The organism is Microbulbifer elongatus (assembly GCF_021165935.1).
GTDB classification, from domain to species: domain Bacteria; phylum Pseudomonadota; class Gammaproteobacteria; order Pseudomonadales; family Cellvibrionaceae; genus Microbulbifer; species Microbulbifer elongatus.
In genome coordinates, this window is the sequence record NZ_CP088953.1 from 1,183,335 (window position 1) to 1,199,598 (window position 16,264).

General features: G+C 58.6%; 14 protein-coding genes. 7 read left to right on the forward strand and 7 right to left on the reverse strand.

The features are described 5' to 3' along the window. Nucleotides 1–47: 47 nt before the first annotated feature. A complete protein-coding gene (locus LRR79_RS04895) occupies nt 48–866 on the reverse strand; it encodes a sulfite exporter TauE/SafE family protein (RefSeq protein WP_231759290.1) in 819 nt (272 codons plus the stop codon). Nucleotides 867–1,108: 242 nt separating this feature from the next. On the opposite strand from LRR79_RS04895, the gene LRR79_RS04900 reads away from it, so the two are divergent. Beyond that, nucleotides 1,109–3,499: a zinc-dependent metalloprotease gene (locus LRR79_RS04900; RefSeq protein ID WP_231759291.1), complete on the forward strand. Its 2,391-nt coding sequence runs from the start codon at nt 1,109–1,111 to the stop codon at nt 3,497–3,499. Between the two features lie 78 nt (nt 3,500–3,577). Here the strand turns inward: LRR79_RS04900 and LRR79_RS04905 are convergent, their stop codons facing one another. From LRR79_RS04905 to LRR79_RS04915, 3 genes are all read right to left on the reverse strand, one after another. Continuing rightward, entirely contained in the window at nt 3,578–5,530 is a 1,953-nt protein-coding gene (locus LRR79_RS04905; protein ID WP_231759292.1) for a S8 family serine peptidase, read from the reverse strand. Nucleotides 5,531–5,748: 218 nt separating this feature from the next. After that, entirely contained in the window at nt 5,749–6,564 is an 816-nt protein-coding gene (locus tag LRR79_RS04910) for a transglutaminase-like domain-containing protein (protein ID WP_231759293.1), read from the reverse strand. A 39-nt stretch (nt 6,565–6,603) separates the two neighbouring features. Continuing rightward, nucleotides 6,604–6,834, reverse strand: a complete 231-nt coding sequence (locus LRR79_RS04915) for a DUF350 domain-containing protein (protein WP_043320183.1) — start codon at nt 6,832–6,834, stop codon at nt 6,604–6,606. Between the two features lie 142 nt (nt 6,835–6,976). Between LRR79_RS04915 and LRR79_RS04920 the strand changes: the two genes are divergently transcribed. From LRR79_RS04920 to LRR79_RS04930, 3 genes are all read left to right on the forward strand, one after another. Next, nucleotides 6,977–7,888, forward strand: coding sequence for an SPFH domain-containing protein (locus tag LRR79_RS04920; protein ID WP_231759294.1), 912 nt, complete (start codon nt 6,977–6,979; stop codon nt 7,886–7,888). Between the two features lie 17 nt (nt 7,889–7,905). After that, nucleotides 7,906–8,316 carry a hypothetical protein gene (locus LRR79_RS04925; protein WP_231759295.1) on the forward strand — a complete coding sequence of 137 codons (411 nt, stop codon included), beginning with the start codon at nt 7,906–7,908 and terminating at the stop codon, nt 8,314–8,316. 115 nt (nt 8,317–8,431) lie between these two features. Next, a complete protein-coding gene (locus LRR79_RS04930; RefSeq protein WP_231759296.1) occupies nt 8,432–8,803 on the forward strand; it encodes a hypothetical protein in 372 nt (123 codons plus the stop codon). A gap of 112 nt (nt 8,804–8,915) precedes the next feature. On the opposite strand, the gene LRR79_RS04935 is transcribed toward LRR79_RS04930, so the two are convergent. Beyond that, nucleotides 8,916–9,314: a globin gene (locus tag LRR79_RS04935; protein WP_231759297.1), complete on the reverse strand. Its 399-nt coding sequence runs from the start codon at nt 9,312–9,314 to the stop codon at nt 8,916–8,918. Between the two features lie 180 nt (nt 9,315–9,494). Then, nucleotides 9,495–9,704 carry a CPXCG motif-containing cysteine-rich protein gene (locus LRR79_RS04940; RefSeq protein WP_231759298.1) on the reverse strand — a complete coding sequence of 70 codons (210 nt, stop codon included), beginning with the start codon at nt 9,702–9,704 and terminating at the stop codon, nt 9,495–9,497. Between the two features lie 348 nt (nt 9,705–10,052). Between LRR79_RS04940 and LRR79_RS04945 the strand changes: the two genes are divergently transcribed. Both LRR79_RS04945 and fba read left to right on the forward strand, forming a co-directional pair. Then, nucleotides 10,053–11,216 carry a phosphoglycerate kinase gene (locus LRR79_RS04945; RefSeq protein ID WP_231759299.1) on the forward strand — a complete coding sequence of 388 codons (1,164 nt, stop codon included), beginning with the start codon at nt 10,053–10,055 and terminating at the stop codon, nt 11,214–11,216. A gap of 249 nt (nt 11,217–11,465) precedes the next feature. Further along, nucleotides 11,466–12,530: a class II fructose-bisphosphate aldolase gene (fba, locus tag LRR79_RS04950; RefSeq protein ID WP_231759300.1), complete on the forward strand. Its 1,065-nt coding sequence runs from the start codon at nt 11,466–11,468 to the stop codon at nt 12,528–12,530. 66 nt (nt 12,531–12,596) lie between these two features. On the opposite strand, the gene LRR79_RS04955 is transcribed toward fba, so the two are convergent. Continuing rightward, on the reverse strand, nt 12,597–15,152 hold the full coding sequence (locus tag LRR79_RS04955; RefSeq protein ID WP_231759301.1) for a S8 family peptidase: 2,556 nt from the start codon (nt 15,150–15,152) through the stop codon (nt 12,597–12,599). A 115-nt stretch (nt 15,153–15,267) separates the two neighbouring features. On the opposite strand from LRR79_RS04955, the gene LRR79_RS04960 reads away from it, so the two are divergent. Further along, complete coding sequence (locus LRR79_RS04960) at nt 15,268–16,245, forward strand: alpha/beta hydrolase (RefSeq protein ID WP_231759302.1); 978 nt, start codon at nt 15,268–15,270, stop codon at nt 16,243–16,245. The last annotated feature ends 19 nt before the right edge of the window (nt 16,246–16,264 follow it).

The following is a 16,264-nucleotide window of genomic DNA, read 5'->3' on the forward strand; positions in this document are numbered from 1 at the left end:
GAATAGAAATCGTTGCAAGAGACTTTGGCGGGTTGCCCGCACTTCGCTCACGCTTTGGTAAACATCGCCATGGATACGGCAATCAGGTAGATCCCAAACAGGCGTTTGAGGTGCAATTCATTCAGGCTATGGGCCCAGCGCGCACCGATAGGGGCCGAGATCACAGAGAAGATAGAAATGGCGATCAGCGCGGGAATATTGATGTAACCGATAGACCCCATGGGCAGGTTCTGCGCACCCAGCCCCATAATGAGAAACCCGATAGCCCCGGGTAGTCCGATCAGGAAGCCGATACCGGAAGCGGTAGCAACCGCCTGGTGGGCGGGACGATTACACAGCACCATGGTCATTACCGTGATGGTGCCGCCGCCGATTCCCAACAGTGATGAAAAACCACCGAGAAAACTGGCCAATCCCGCGCGGGCGATACCGCGCGGCATTTCCAGTTTGCCTTTGAGACCGTCGAACAGGTTGGGGAAAAGAAAGTAGATGGAGTACAGCAGTACACCGGCGGCAAAGACATATACCAGGCTTTTGCTATCGGTGAAGGAGGCGATATACAGCCCGCCACCGACTCCAAGCACAATCCAGATGGACCAGTCCCGCAGCACCTTGAAGTCGACGGCCCCCCGTTTGTGATGCGCCTGCACCGAGCGCGCCGAGGAGATGACGATGGAAGCGAGGGAGGTGCCCACCGCTACCCGCATCATTTCATCACTGGCACTGTGCAGAAACGGGAATACCGCAAGCAGCGCGGGCACCACTACGAAGCCTCCTCCGTTGCCAAACAGCCCCGCGGTAATACCCGCAATCAGACCTGCGGCACACAGCAGCAGAATAAATAAGGATACTTCTTCAATGCTCATCGGCTCCCCCGGTTTGTTCTTCGTTGAACAGGATCTAAAAAGCATTAACCGTGCCAAGGGCTGCGGGTGATCGGAGGCGCTTGGTGGAGGGCGACGAACTGAGTGGTTGGTGAGATCAGACGAATTGTCTGGTATCGGCGACGAAAACGGGACAGCCTGACGGTGGACTGCTTCGGCGCGAATGGTAGTCTTCGTGCCCAATGAACGAACATAAACATAATGAAACGCACTCAGGGGGACCCATGCTGCACCGGCTGCTTATCGTATTTTTATTCCTGTTCAATACCCTTGCGCAGGCGGAGACCATTTCTGCGGTTACCACAGGTATGGAGAAACAGCAGGGATTGCTGGATTATTACTGGGACGAACAGAACGGCCGCTTGCTGCTGGAGGTGGATACCTTTGACCGGGATCTGCTTCTGTTGTCCGGCCTGGCCCAGGGGCTGGGATCTAACCCGGTGGGTCTGGATCGCAATCAGGTGGGTGACAGTCGGGTAGTGCGGTTTGAGCGGGTGGGCAACAAAGTGCTGTTGCATCAGGTCAATCTCAAGTTCCGGGCCCAGTCTGAAAACCCCGCCGAACGCCGGGCCGTTACCGAGGCATTTGCCTCTTCGGTCATCTGGGGTTTCGAAGTCATCGCTGAGGAGGGCGAAAGTGTTCTGCTGGATTTCACGCCATTTATTCTCAGTGATCAGCACGGTATCGCCGCTCGACTCAAACAGACCGGGCAAGGCAACTACAGTCTGGATCAAAGCCGCTCGGCGATTTATCTGGCGCGCACCAAAAGTTTCCCGAAAAACAGTGAATTCGAAGCGCAGTTGACCTTTAAGGGCAGTGACCCCGGGAAGTATCTGCAAGAAGTCGTGCCGACACCGGAACTCGTCACCCTGCGTCAGCATCTATCCCTGGTTGCGCTGCCGGAAGAGGGGTACAAGCCTCGCCGCTTTCATGCCAACTCCGGGTACTTTCCGTTGATCTATCGCGATTACGCCACCGCCATCGACCAGCCCATGGATCAGCGACTGATCTTCCGGCACCGACTGGAAAAGCGTCCTGGCAGCAATACGCCAGTGCAGCCTATTGTGTATTACATTGACCCCGGTGTACCTGAGCCCATCCGCGGTGCCCTGATGGAGGGCGCCAGCTGGTGGAATGAAGCGTTCGAGGCCGCCGGTTTTGAAAATGCCTTTCAGGTAAAACTATTGCCCGAAGGAGCCGACCCTCTGGACGTCCGGTATAACGTGATCAACTGGGTGCACCGCTCTACCCGTGGCTGGTCCTACGGCTATTCCATATACGATCCGCGTACCGGTGAAATTCTCAAGGGGAATGTGACGTTGGGCTCCCTGCGGGTGCGACAGGACTTTCTGATTGCCCAGGGCCTGCTTCAGCCCTATGGTGCAGACGGTGCCGACACCGCGAAGCTGAAGGAAATGGCACTGGCGCGTATTCGTCAGCTCTCCGCCCATGAGGTGGGACATACGATTGGCCTTGCACACAATTTTATTGCCAGTGCTCAGGATCGCGCCTCGGTCATGGATTATCCGGCGCCCTTGGTCACCCTGAATGGCAAGCACCTGAATATGGCGCAAGCCTACGACCGGGGGATCGGCGCCTGGGATAAGCTGGCGATCCGCTACGGATACGGTATCGCCGAGGGCGATGAGTCGGAATATCTGGAGAGTGTGCTGGGTGAGGCGAAGAAGCAGAAGTTGCGCTTTATTACCGACCGCGACTCCCGCTCTATCAACGATGCCCACGGGGGTTCCCACCTCTGGGATAACGGCGAAGAGCCGTTGAAAGAGTTCGCCCGCATGACCCGGCTGCGTCAGCATGCGCTGGAAAATTTCGGTCCCGCGGCGAATGCGCCCAGCGCTGCCCGTTCGTCCCTGGATGAAACACTGGTACCGGTTTATTACGGTCACCGCTATCAGGCGGAAGCGGTCGGAAAGCTGATTGGTGGCCTCGACTACGATTACCTGTATAACGATACCGGTGCAGAAAGCTACCGCATGGTGGACGCTGACCGACAGCAACAGGCCATTGATGCGCTTGTGCAAACCTTGCAGCCGGAGTTCCTCACTCTGCCGGAGAAGGTACTGAAGCTACTGCCACCCAAAGCGTTCGGCTACAGCCGTAGCAATGAAAGTTTTCCCGCCTATACCGGCATCGCTTTTGACGCGATTGCCATGGCAGAAGCGGCCGCCGGGCATACCTACGCAATCCTGCTGCACCCGGAGCGTGCCGCGCGGCTGCAGCAACAGCGGGCGCGCCGTGGCGCTGGCCCTGGGCTGGACTCCCTGTTGGCGCAACTAACCGAGCAGTCACTGGCGAATGAACGGTACGAGGGACTTCAGGCGGCGATTCATCAGCGGGTCAATCACGTGTATATCCAGCATCTGATGTTACTGGCGGGCGACAAGACTGCGCCGGAGTCCGCTCGCGCGCGCGCCAGCTTTGAACTGGCCAAATTCCAGCACGCTATTGGTGAAATGAAGCTGTTTGGCGACGACCCCCACGGGTATAACGCCCATTATTTTTACGAGGCCAATCGCATCGACGCATTTATGCGTGGCGACCTCAAAGTCGACAAGGGAGACCTGAAGCCCATGCCGCCGGGATCACCGATCTAGGTACAGAATACGGATACCAAAGAGCCGCGAACAATTCGCGGCTCTTTGGTTTGTGGTGAGTGCTGTGCCGCGCACAGGTCAGAAGTAACAGCGTCCACCCCAGCGGAAGCGGCAGGTGGCATTCACCTCTTTGGTGACCGAGTGGCTCTCACCATCGTCGTCGGTCACTGTCAGAGTGACACTATAAGTACCGTCCGTGGTGTATTCGTGGCTGGGATTCTGTGCCGTGGAGCTGCTGCCATCGCCGAAGTCCCAGTGCCAGCTTTGGATGTTGCCGTCGCTGTCGCTACTGGCATCGGAGAAGCTTGCGGTCGAGCGCGCCACAGAGAATGTGAAATCCGCAACCGGCGGCTGATTGGGTTCGGGGTCATCGGGGCTGGTCACGGTAACGCTCTGGTTACTGCTTGCACGGGTGCCCTGGTCGTCGGTGACCGTGAGAGACACCGTATAAGTACCCGCCGTGGCGTACATATGGCTGGGGCTCTGGGCCGTACTGCTATTGCCGTCGCCAAAGACCCAGTCCCAGGCGGTGATATTGCCATCGGCATCGCTGCTTTGATCCAGGCAGTCGATAGCCAGTTCGTCGCTGGTACAAGTAAACGCGGCAATCGGGGCCTGGTTGCCATCGCTTACCGCATTCAGTGCCGCGCGGGCATCCACGATACCGGCACCACAGCCACCACTACAGCTGCCGGGTATTGCGCGGGCAGTGCTCTGTAGCGCATTGATCACTTGATCCGGAGTGATTGTCGGGTTGGCCTGATACAAGAGTGCCGCTACACCCGCCACATGCGGAGCGGCCATACTGGTGCCCTGGTAGAACTGGTAGCTCTCGCCGGCTGGCCCCTGAGTGCCGCTATTGAGGGTGGAAAGAACACCATTGCCGCTGACATTGGTTTCCCCGCCGGGAGCACTGATTTCCACCGTCGCACCGTAATTGGAATAAGAGGCGCGATTGCCCTCACGATCTGTTGCGGCCACCGTGACCACACCCGCACAGTTGGCGGGGGAGAAATCCGCCGCGTTACTGTTGCTGTTGCCGGCGGATATCACCACCGTGGCGCCATTGTCCCGAGCGGTATTGATTGCGCTCTGCATGGCTGCGCTACAGCTACCCTGCCCGCCCAGGCTCAGGTTTATCACCTGTGCCGGATTGGCGTTGACCGGGACACCGGCGACATTGCCGCCACTTGTCCACACAATCGCGTCGATGATATCCGAGGTGTAACCACCACATTTCCCCAGTACCCGCGCGACCAGCACCCTCGCGCCGTGGGCGACACCGGCAACGCCGCGATCGTTGTTGGTGACCGCAGCGATCGTTCCTGCAACGTGGGTACCATGCCAGCTGCTGTTACGCGGCTGCGAGGGATTGAAAAAGCCGCATTCCCACGCGCGCAGCCAGTCCCCCGGATCACTGGGGTCGGCGTCGCGGCCATCGCCATCGTTGGCCACGGTGGTGTCGTCAATAAAGTCGTAGCCGGGGATGATATTGTCGTTGAGATCTGAATGATCGGTAATTCCGGTATCAATGACGGCGACTACCACCCCGCTGCCATCGTGGGTGTCCCACGCCGCTTCCAGGTTGATGCCAGCGGTGGCTTCAAAATAATGCCATTGCTCGCTGCAGCGGCTGTCACCGGGCACGGCGGTATGTTGCATCAGCTGATCCACTTCTACCGTGGCCACTCCCGGCTGGCGGCGCAGTACCGATAGCAGGTTCTGCAAGGTGGCTGCCGGTATCGCGTGGCGCAGGGTAACCAGCTGAAACTCGCCCGCGGCAAGTTCCCGGGTCAGGCGCAGTTCGGTGCCGCTGATGTGCGACAGGGCTTTCAGCCTGTGTTGTCGCTCCAGCCGGGTGGACGCATCGCTGAAGCGCAGGATGAGCCGTTGGGGCAGTACCGGTGTGTCAGCGTCGGGGTTGCTGCCCGGGGGCGGGCTGGTGGGCTGTGCCGCGGCGAAACCGCACAACAGGCAGAGACAAAACAGGGACAGGCTGCGCGATACCGCGCGGTAACGGGGAATGTTCACTTCAGCTTCCTGCTGTGACCGGCTGAATCCGCAGCCGAGGTGATTGTGCAACAGCGGTGCGGTCCCGGGCCGGTTACAGCCGGGCGTCGAAGCTTCCACTGCGTATCGATAAAAGCCTAGCAGGGGACCGAAAGCGGCGGCCATGGGTGAAAAGTATGAAACCGGAGCAGTGGGGCCGCGTATTCGGGAGCCGCGGGGAGCAGGTTTCGGGCAGGCGCTTAGCCGCGAATGAACTGGGATTTACGGATCCAGTGGCTGCCCCGATACCGACGTGTGGGAGCGGAAGTGGTCTTGGCCCAGAAGTAATCCCGGTTGAACTGAAATTCCACCTCGTAACCCTCCACCAGTGCGGCCAGAGGCATCGCCTGCCAGCTGGACTGGCGGCGTTTGCTGGTGGCTTCCAGCAGGTATTCGGTGTCATTCACGATCGCCACCACCCATGCGTGGCCCTGACCTTCGTGGGTACCCAGGGCGACGCGTGCGTCGACACCGAGATTGATCAGCCAGTCGGCGAGCAGAATGGCGTGGTCCTCGCAGTCGCCGCGCTTCTGGTAATAGGCCTGGCGGGACGTCTGCCAGATGTCGGCTAGCCCGGCGTACTGTAAATGGTCGTACTGGTATTCCTTGCGGATTGCCAGCGTGTACAGGGGCACCCACAGGGATTTGGTTTCAAAAGGTTGGAAGCCCACCAGATAGCTGTTGGCAAAGTGATGCAGCTTGTCGAGGCCGCGGGCGGACGCGGTGACCGACTCCAGGCCCTGCCAGTTCCACACGGAAATATAACTGCTTTCCTGCTCCGACCGTTTGGCGACTGCCTGCTGTACCATGGCCTCAGTGAGTGGTGCGCCGCTGCCGTGAATCAGCACGGTGCCGCGCTGGTTGTCCTGGATGCGCGCGCTGTCCACTTCGCGATGCAGAGCCGCGAGTCGGTGCTCACTCAGCGCCTGATTGGCCGGTGGTGAATGCCATCGTTGCTGTAGTTCCGGCAGCATCAATACGATGCCGAGCAGAGCAAAAGCCAGTAGTTGTCGCATGGCGGACTTATCCAGGTCTTTTCCTGAGTATCGGCCGGGTTAGCCTTTCAGGCCGAAGGATATGATCAATGCGACAAAAATCAGAATTGTCGATGCGAAAATGGCCACGGCGATATTGCCGTTTTTCAGCTCGCCTTCGATATCTACGTGCTTGAGCAGTTTCTTGTCGATAATCAGCAGGGCCACCATACCGATTAACAGGGCAAGTAGCGTATAGAGCAGGTTCAATCCCAGGTTGAACAGCGTGGCGGTGAGAAATTCGGATTGCACTTGATAAATCCATCGGTTGCGTGAAGACCGCCAATTAGAGCACAGTTGTGCCGCTTTTTCCTCTGCTTGCCCCGGGCCCGATAGCTCTTTATGGTATTCCGTCAAACATTAGCTCTTCGGGAATGAGAGGAAATAAAACGGAATGCCAAAGCTGCCCAAACTGACACGGTCACTCATGCTGTTGCCCCTGGTGGGTCTGGTTCTCGGGCTTTCTGCCTGTGCTGATCGCGTGGAAGTGCCACCGGCCCACGTAGGGAAAATTCTTACCAAAAACGGTTACAAGCCGGAAACCGTACCGCCGTCTAAGTTCCGCCTGGATATGTGCCTCTACTACTGTGACAAACTGGTCACCCTGGCTATTGCCGATTTTGGCCACCTGGAAAAGTTCAAGCTGTTCATGCCCAGAGATCAACTCAATATGAGTTTTGATATCCGTATGACTGGCGCAGTGAACGAAAAATACATCGACAATATTTTTGACCGGATGCCGCCCCACAACGGCAATATTTCGGTCAATCAGGTCTACAACACCTATGCGCAACCGGTGATCCGTGATGTGGTGCGTCGGGTAATCGCCAAATACTCCATCAATGAAATCGCTTCCAGCCGGGAGATGCTGAGTCAGGAATTGTTTACTGCGGTGGCCACTTCCCTGGATGGGACACCGATCAAGATCAAGCGTCTGGGTATTGCCGATGTGCAGTTTCCCAAGGTGATTACCGAGGCCAAGGAGCGCGCGGCGGAACGGCGCGAGTTGATCGAGCAGGAGAAGGCCCAGTTCGAGATCCAGAAAATCCAGATGGAGAGGGACCTGGAGCGGGAGAAAATGAACCGCGCCATCGCCCGTGAGAAGGCCATGGGTCAGAAAGAAGTCAACGATCTGCTGGCCAAATCGGTGACCGATAAATACCTTTCTTACCGCACTCTGGAAGTGCTGGAAACCATGGCGGAGTCCAACAACAAGGTGTTCGTACCGGTAGAGGCTCTGGGTACCATCGGCCTGCAGCAGGCCGTGTTCTCCGAGCAGATGAAGCAGGTTGCGCGCAAGCGCTGAGCCGGGGGGGTTCTTCCATGGAATTTAATTCACAGATCGCCAACTGGCTGATGAGTGCCCTCGGCGGTCTCGCCAGCTGGATCGTGATCGCGGCCTGTACCCTGCTCGCACTGAATATTTTTCTGCGCGCCCGTTTTTTGCGCCAGCGGGGGGAGGGGTTGCACTGGCTGCTCGATCGCTCGGTGGTGATTCGGCTGCTGTGTCTGCTGTTCTTTATCTGGGTTCTGATCGGTTTCAACAGCAATGGACCAAAGCTGGTATTGGCACCGGACTATAGCGACGAACAGGAAGCCGTGAAAAGAGCATTGCAGCCGAAGCGGCAGAGTGTAGAAAATCTTGCTCCAGAAGTGGCGGATTCAGAGGAAACCAGTGAGCGGCTGGCGGAGCTGAGAGCCGAACAGAAAGAGGACTCACAGGATCAGAATTAATTTTTGACTTCTCTGGTTTTTCGAGTCATTTCAATTATTTTATTTTTTTAATTTCATTGGGATGCGCAAAAGCCGTGAGTAGACTACCGGGCACATTGGAGATGAGGAGATCATCATGCGTTACCTGTTACCTGTAGTTCTGTTTTGTTCAATCGCTGGTTTTGCCCAGGCCGACAGCACAATGACTCAGCTGCCGTCCGGTGCACAGGAAGTGCAGATCATGGGGAATACCTATTATAAAAGCGGTGACACCTTCTATCGTTTTAACGAGCAAGGTGGCTACTTTTATGAAACCAATCCGCCCCATGCAATGGATCGTCAGACCACTACGCACCAGTCTGTAGTAACCCAGCCTGGCCCGGGTGTGACTGCGGACCAGATCGAAGGTTGTCGTAACGTTGCGGCGGATAAATCCAACGCAGTGCCCAATCGTGGCAGTTCGGTATACATCAACGAGTACAATCGCTGCATCAATGATCTGCAGTAATCTGTACACTCGGGCTGGTTGTTCAGTGCGTTGTATCTGATCAGACAGACCGCAAATCAAAAAGGCTTGCCGTTTTCGCGGCAGGCCTTTTTGCTTTCTGATTACTTTCTGTTTAGTAGGCGCTGCGGATGATCTCAATTCCGGGAGCGATGGCCCGGCGCCAGGCTCCCGCGGTGTCTTCGGTGAAATGGGGGTCGTACTGCCACAGTGTGGCAATCAGTGCATCCAGCCACAGCAGGTACCACTCCGGTCGAATATTGAATCCGGTGCGTGAGTGGCTGCACCCCAGGGCGCGCAATTTGGTATCCGGCATTCCTCGGGCGTGGAGCACCAGCTGCATGATACCGTTGCGCAGCAGGTGGCGCTGGGCGGCCATATCGGTGTCGACAAAGAGCGCACGGATCTCAGCAGAGCTGCCCATAAAGCGGTCGTAAAAATCGACAAAAAACTGTTCATTATTGCAGCAGCGCCCGTAACTCTGAAATACGATGTCGCTATCGGTGTTTTCCATACATCCCCCGGCCCCCTGGTTGTTCGGCGCCTCAGTCCTCGATGGTGTTTGCGCAAGCGCGGCAGATCGCGCGGGCCGGGATGTTATGCGTGGGGGCGGGTTGCGAAATTGATCTGGATCAAGCCTGCTGCAGGTCCGCCAGCGGGCTGTGCCGGACCCGGCCAGAGGTTCCCTAGACATCTACACATCGTTTTCGTGCTTCAGCTGTACCTGCCATTCACCGGTCAGATCGATACTGACCAGTACCTGGATGGGACGGCAACACACGGAGCAGTCCTCGATATAGTGTCGGCTGCCCGCTGAAGTATCGATCAGCATCAGTATGCCCTCACCACAATAGGGGCACTGGCCGTGAAACTCTTCCACTTGCGCCTGCATCTGTCTCTCCATGCTCTGACCGGGGTATAGCGGCTATGGGGTATTTCAACTATAGCCGGGAAGCTGCAGTGCTCTGAATGTGATCAGACCCGGCTACCCGGATGGCGCGCGGCACTTTTTTGCGTTCTTGTAAAAATGACAGCGGTGTCACCGCGTTATCCACAGTGTGCGGTAATTCATTTACAAAACGGATTGATATACTCGCGCCAGACCGAGCCGGGCCGGGATAGCTGCAGCAGAGCGACCCGGGGCGGTGACCGCCGGCGGCGCAAAAGCGTATAATCCGCGCCCGCTTTCCCCGCTAGAACAATGGGTGAAGCGGTGAGTAAGTATTCAGCAACCAGCAAAAGAGGATTGGCTATGGCGGTTAAATTGATGAAGGACCAGGATCTGGCGGGCAAGCGCGTTCTGATCCGCGAAGACCTGAATGTGCCGGTGAAGGACGGCGTAGTGACCTCCGACGCACGCATTCGCGCGGCACTGCCCACCATCAAGGCCGCTGTAGATGCCGGGGCCAAGGTCCTGCTGATGTCCCACCTGGGTCGTCCTACCGAAGGCGAGTATGCCGACGAGTTCTCGCTCGCGCCGGTGGCCACACACCTGGGGAAACTGCTGGGTAAAGAGGTGCCGGTCGTGAAAGACTGGCAGGGTGGCATTGAGCTGGCGGATGGCGAGGTCGCTTTGCTGGAGAATGTGCGCTTCAACCAGGGCGAGAAAAAAGACGACGAGGCGCTGGCCAAGCAATACGCGGCCTTGTGCGACATCTTCGTCATGGATGCCTTCGGTACCGCGCACCGTGCGCAGGCCTCCACCCACGGAGTGGCCAAGTTTGCTCCAGTGGCCTGTGCCGGTCGGCTGTTGGCCGCGGAGCTGGATGCATTGGAAAAAGCCCTCGCCAACCCGGCGCGTCCGATGGTGGCCATTGTCGGTGGTTCCAAGGTATCCACCAAGCTTACCGTGCTCGAGAGCCTGTCGGACAAGGTGGACCAGCTCATCGTCGGTGGCGGTATCGCCAATACCTTCCTCGCTGCCAGTGGCAAGCCCGTTGGCAAGTCGCTGTGCGAACACGACCTGATTGATACCGCCAAGAGTCTGATGCAGAAGTGCGATATTCCGGTGCCTACCGATGTGGTGACCGGCAAGGAGTTCAGTGAGACCGCGGCGGCGGAAACCAAACCGGCCGAGGCGGTGAGCGCAGACGATATGATTTTTGATATCGGCCCGGACTCGTCCGCGGCACTGGCGGGTATTCTCAAAAACGCCAAGACCATTATCTGGAACGGCCCGGTGGGCGTATTTGAGTTTGATCAGTTTGGCGGTGGTACCGAGCGTCTGGCCAAGGCCATTGCCGAGAGCGACGCTTTCTCCATTGCCGGTGGTGGTGACACCCTGGCGGCGGTCGACAAATACGGCATCGCCGAGCAGGTTTCCTATATTTCTACAGGGGGTGGTGCTTTCCTCGAATACGTGGAAGGCAAGGTACTGCCGGCGGTGGCCATGTTGGAGAGCCGGTCTGCGGAATAAGGAGCCGTTCAGCGGAGTGAACAGCCACGCCGTGGCCTATCGCACCACGGCACCAGAGTAATGTGGGCGGCCAGTCACGGCCGCCCGGTTCAGTTTTAAGGTTGCGGCCGTTGCGGGGCGTAGCCGTATTCAGAATTAAAAAGAGATGCGACCGAAGCTTCGCTTCAGGAATCGCACGACAAAGTGGGCTTCGTAAGAGGAACCCGCACACCCAATACCAGCTAAATTTCGACGAGAAAGGGTTTTTTCATGGCTTTAATCAGCTTGCGTCAAATGTTGGACCACGCTGCCGAATTTGGATACGGCATCCCTGCGTTCAACGTCAACAACCTGGAGCAGATGCGCGCAATCATGGAGGCGGCCGACGAGACCGATTCTCCGGTGATCGTGCAGGCCTCCGCCGGCGCGCGTAAATACGCAGGCGCTCCCTTCCTGCGCCATCTGATTCTGGCCGCGGTGGAAGAGTTTCCACATATTCCGGTAGTCATGCATCAGGACCACGGCACCAGCCCAGCGGTATGCCAGCGCTCCATTCAACTGGGCTTTAGCTCGGTGATGATGGATGGCTCGCTCATGGAGGACGGCAAGACGCCGGCGTCTTACGAGTACAACGTAGAAGTCACCAAACGGGCGGTGGAAATGGCCCACGCCTGTGGCGTGTCCGTAGAAGGTGAGCTGGGTTGTCTGGGTTCTCTGGAAACCGGCATGGCCGGTGAAGAAGACGGCGTTGGTGCCGAGGGTAAACTGTCCCACGACCAGCTGCTGACCGATCCGGAAGAAGCCGCAGACTTCGTCAAGAAAACCCAGGTGGATGCGCTGGCCATTGCCTGCGGTACCAGCCACGGTGCCTACAAGTTCACCCGCCCACCCACCGGCGATATCCTGGCGATCGATCGCATCAAGGAAATTCATGCACGTATTCCCGACACCCACCTGGTCATGCACGGTTCTTCCTCTGTGCCGCAGGAGTGGCTGAAGGTGATCAACGAGTTTGGCGGTGAGATTCCGGAAACCTACGGCGTGCCGGTAGAGCAGATCTGCGAAGGCATCAAGCACGGTGTGCGCAAGGTGAATATCGACACCGATCTGCGCCTCGCCAGTACCGGCGCCGTGCGTCGCTTCCTGGCGCAGAACCCGTCCGAATTCGATCCGCGCAAGTTCCTCAAGGTCACCACCCAGGCCATGAAGGAAATCTGCATCGCCCGCTATGAAGCATTCAACGCAGCGGGCAATGGCAGCAAGATCAAGCCGGTCAGCCTGGAAACCATGTTCCAGCGTTACGAAAGCGGTGAGCTGGTTCCGAAGATCAATTGAGATCGAATTCCAGCGATAAAAAAGCGGGCATTGTGCCCGCTTTTTTTATGGGTGCTTTCATTCATTCTAGCGGGCGATGGGCTGCGGCTCCGCTGCAGGGTTCAGGTAGTCCGAGAAAAAGTTCAGATCACTGCGATCCTCGCCCAGTGAGATGGTGGTCTCCGCATCCGGGTAATAGCCACAGGACTCGCCGGCTTCACACAGAATGCCATTGCCGTTGTGATCGGAGCCACTGATAAGTCGGTATTGTCCCGCGGGTACTTCCGTAAAGCGGAAGAGGTAGGCACCGGTATCGCCCTCCAGGGGGACCTGCTCCAGCAGTGAGAAAGTGCCGGACCCATCCGCACGATACAGTTGCAGGTACTGGCGGCCGGCACTTACCGAATCCGCCGCGGCGGCAACATGCTCGAGCCCTACCGGCAGGGAAAACTGGCGGGATTCGCCGAGTGGGAATACCACCGCCCCGGTATGTCTGCCATGGGGCAGTGCGCTGCGATCTACCCACACCGAGTATTGGCCGAAACCCTGTGCATCGACGTTTTCCGGGGTGACCTGGACGATCCAGGGCTGGTCCGCGGAGGGTGTATCCACAATGACATTATCGCCTCCGCTGGTATCCGATATCTCCACCGTGAGCCTGCGGTAGCTGCCCGCAAAATCCAGGTGGCCGGGCTCCGCGTATACGCGCTGTTCCGGAGTCTGATTGGCGGAGAGCACCGCGGACTCCGCATCAATCAGGCCATGACCAAATTGCACGTCTCTGCCGGATTCGCCGATATCCCGGGTGAGCCTGCCTTCTGCCAGCAGTGCGTCCACATCATCCGGGGCAAGGGCCGGGTTGAGGGATTTCATCAGTGCGAGGGCGCCGGCTACATGGGGCGCCGCCATGGAGGTGCCCTGCAAATGGCGGTAGCTGGCGGTGTTGGTCACGGCTTCATCGACATAGGTGCTGAGGATCCCGTCCTCGGCATTGATGCGGAGGTCCCCGCCGGGGGCCGCGATATCCACCCAGTCACCAAAATTACTGTAATAGGCAAGCTCGTCCGTGGCGTCGGTGGCGCTGACCGCAAGCACCCCGCGCAGCGCCGCCGGATAGGAAGGCGCCTCGGTCCCGTCATTCCCCGCCGCCGCCACGGCGATGAGACCAACGCTGCGCGCGGCGTCAATGGCATCCTGCAGAATCTGTGAATAACCGCTGCCGCCAAAACTCATGTTGATGATATCGGCACTGCGGGTGGGCAGGGCTCCAGATCCGTTGGCGAGCCCCGCGGCATACAGCACCGCCTGGGCGGCGTCGTAGCTGGTACCACCACCGACGCCGAGCACCCGCAACGGCATGATCGAGGTGTTCCAGCCACTGCCGCTCACGCCCTCCGCATTGTCGGTGTCAGCCGCGGCGGTGCCGGCGACATGGGTGCCGTGCCAGGAACTTGCCGGGTTTTGGGCGAGGTCTCCCGGGTCCTCCGGATCGGGGTCCGGCCCGTCTCCGTCCCGTGCCCGCTGCGGGTCGCTGATCAGGTCGTAACCCTCCCGTATCTTGTCGGCGAGATCCGGGTGAGCGCTGAAAATACCGGTATCAAGCACCGCGATCACGATATCGCTATTGCTTTCGCTCAGGCTCCAGGCGGCGGGCAGCTCAATACTGCGGTAGTGCCACTGGCGCAGGTACAGGGGGTCGTTGGGAGTGGCGCTGCGTTGATACAGGAAATTGGGCTCGACGCGCAGTGTATCGCTTTGTGCGAGCAGGGATTTGCGCGCGTACAGCAGTTGCAGACGCTGCAGAATCGTACCGTTGAGTCCGGTGTGAAGTGCGCCCGCTACGGCCAGTGCATCGTCCAGTATCTCTGCGGGCAGTGTCTCACGCTGCCAGCCTTGTGGGGTGTCTCCGCCCCGCTGAACCAGCAGTTCACCGGCCACCATCGGGTTGGCCACGGAGGGGCTACTGTGGCTGTGAGACAGCCCCTGCCGGTCCAGGCGCAGGGTGTACTGGCTGTATCCGCGCGCGGCATTTACCCGCAACAGGAAATCCCCGCTGTGTGGCACGGTGAGGGATTCGAATTCGTCGATATCAGTACTGGAGGCAATAGGCTCGGCGGGGTCTTCCTGGCTATACAGGAACAGATCCAGGTCGTTCTGCAGCGGCAGCAACTTCTGGTGTCGATGGATTTGCAGTAGCACCTGTGTACCAGCTTGTGCGGAGATGGCAAACCAGTCATCGGGGTCTGCCTGGTCGCGAAAACGGCCGGTAGACGCACCGGTAGCCGAGCTGGCGACAAACCCGCCCAACAGCGCCGGTACCGCCAGTGGTTGTGCTTCGGCTGCGCGGTTGTTCGCCTGTGCGTGGGCAAATTCATCGTTGCTGTCCCCGTCGCTGCCGGAAAAAGGCCGCGCCTGAATACGACCGGCGAGGACGAAGGGGCCGGCGTCGCCACCGCTGGAAGAGCTTGCCGATGAACTGCCAGAGGAGCTGCCGGAAGAGCTGCCGGAAGAGCTGCTGGAGGAACTGCTGGAGGAACTGCCGGTTGTGCCCCCGGGGGCGCCGCCGCTGTCGGAACCACCGCCACCGCAGGCAGCGAGAAAGAGGGTCAGTGCAAATGTGGATGTCAGGCGTGTCTTTGTCATGGCAGCAGGCTGTCGGCTCGTGTTACCGGATGCTCCCAAATTCTGTTCGCCGCCTCAAGGGAGTCTGTCGCAGACTGGGGATGGCGCAGGGGGGGAAATGCAGTACCATTGAGTCATGGATCTGCTCAAAGATTTCAATGCCGTAGATACCAGCCCGGTCATACACCGGCCGGACTATTCGGCGCTGCGCAGCCAGCTGCCGGCACTGGATTTCTGCTGCGCTCAGCCCCTGCCGGAGTCGGTAATCTCCTACCGCAACTTCTATCGCCTGAATTTTGCCGAAGCCACCGGGACCGGAATCGGCACCTTCAACTCTGCCGGTTTTGAACTGGTTGCCCAGTACTGGCGGGTAGCCAACCCCAAGGGCACGCTGTTTATCTGTCACGGGTATTTTGATCACACCGGCATTTACGGTTCTGCCATCCGCTTTGGTCTGGAGCGCGGCTACAACGTAGTGGCGGTGGATTTTCCTGGACACGGCCTGTCCAGTGGCGAGCCCGTAGCCATTGATACCTTCATGCAGTATCGGGAAGTTCTGGAAGCGTTGCTGAGCCGGGCCAGAGAAAAAATGCCGGAGCCCTGGCATGCCATGGGGCAGAGCACTGGCGGGGCCACTCTGCTGGCGTATCTTCAGTTCAGCCATTGGCAACCGTTTGACAGGGTCATGCTGCTCGCGCCCCTGGTGCGGCCGGCCAACTGGCATCTGCGCAAGTGGATGTTTTACCTTGGGCGCTTCCTGTTGCCGCACCCCAGCCGCGGCTTCAACATCAACACGCACGATGCAGAGTTTGCTCGCCGCCAGGCCCACCGCGATCCACTGCAGTCGCCGGTGATGTCGATTCGCTGGTTGGGGGCTATGGTGGACTGGTTGAAGTTGTTTCCGAAATCCAGCCGCAATCCAAAATCCATACTGGTGGTTCAGGGCACCGACGATAAGACGGTGGACTGGCGCTACAATATGGGGGTGATTGGCGATCGTTTCCCCAACAGCAAACGGGTGATTGTGCGCGGCGCGCGCCACCAGATGATCAATGAAACCCAGCCCTACCGTCAGCGTATTCTCGCTGCCCTCGACGAGTGGCTATCCCAGTAGCTTTGCTGTCTGTCCTGCC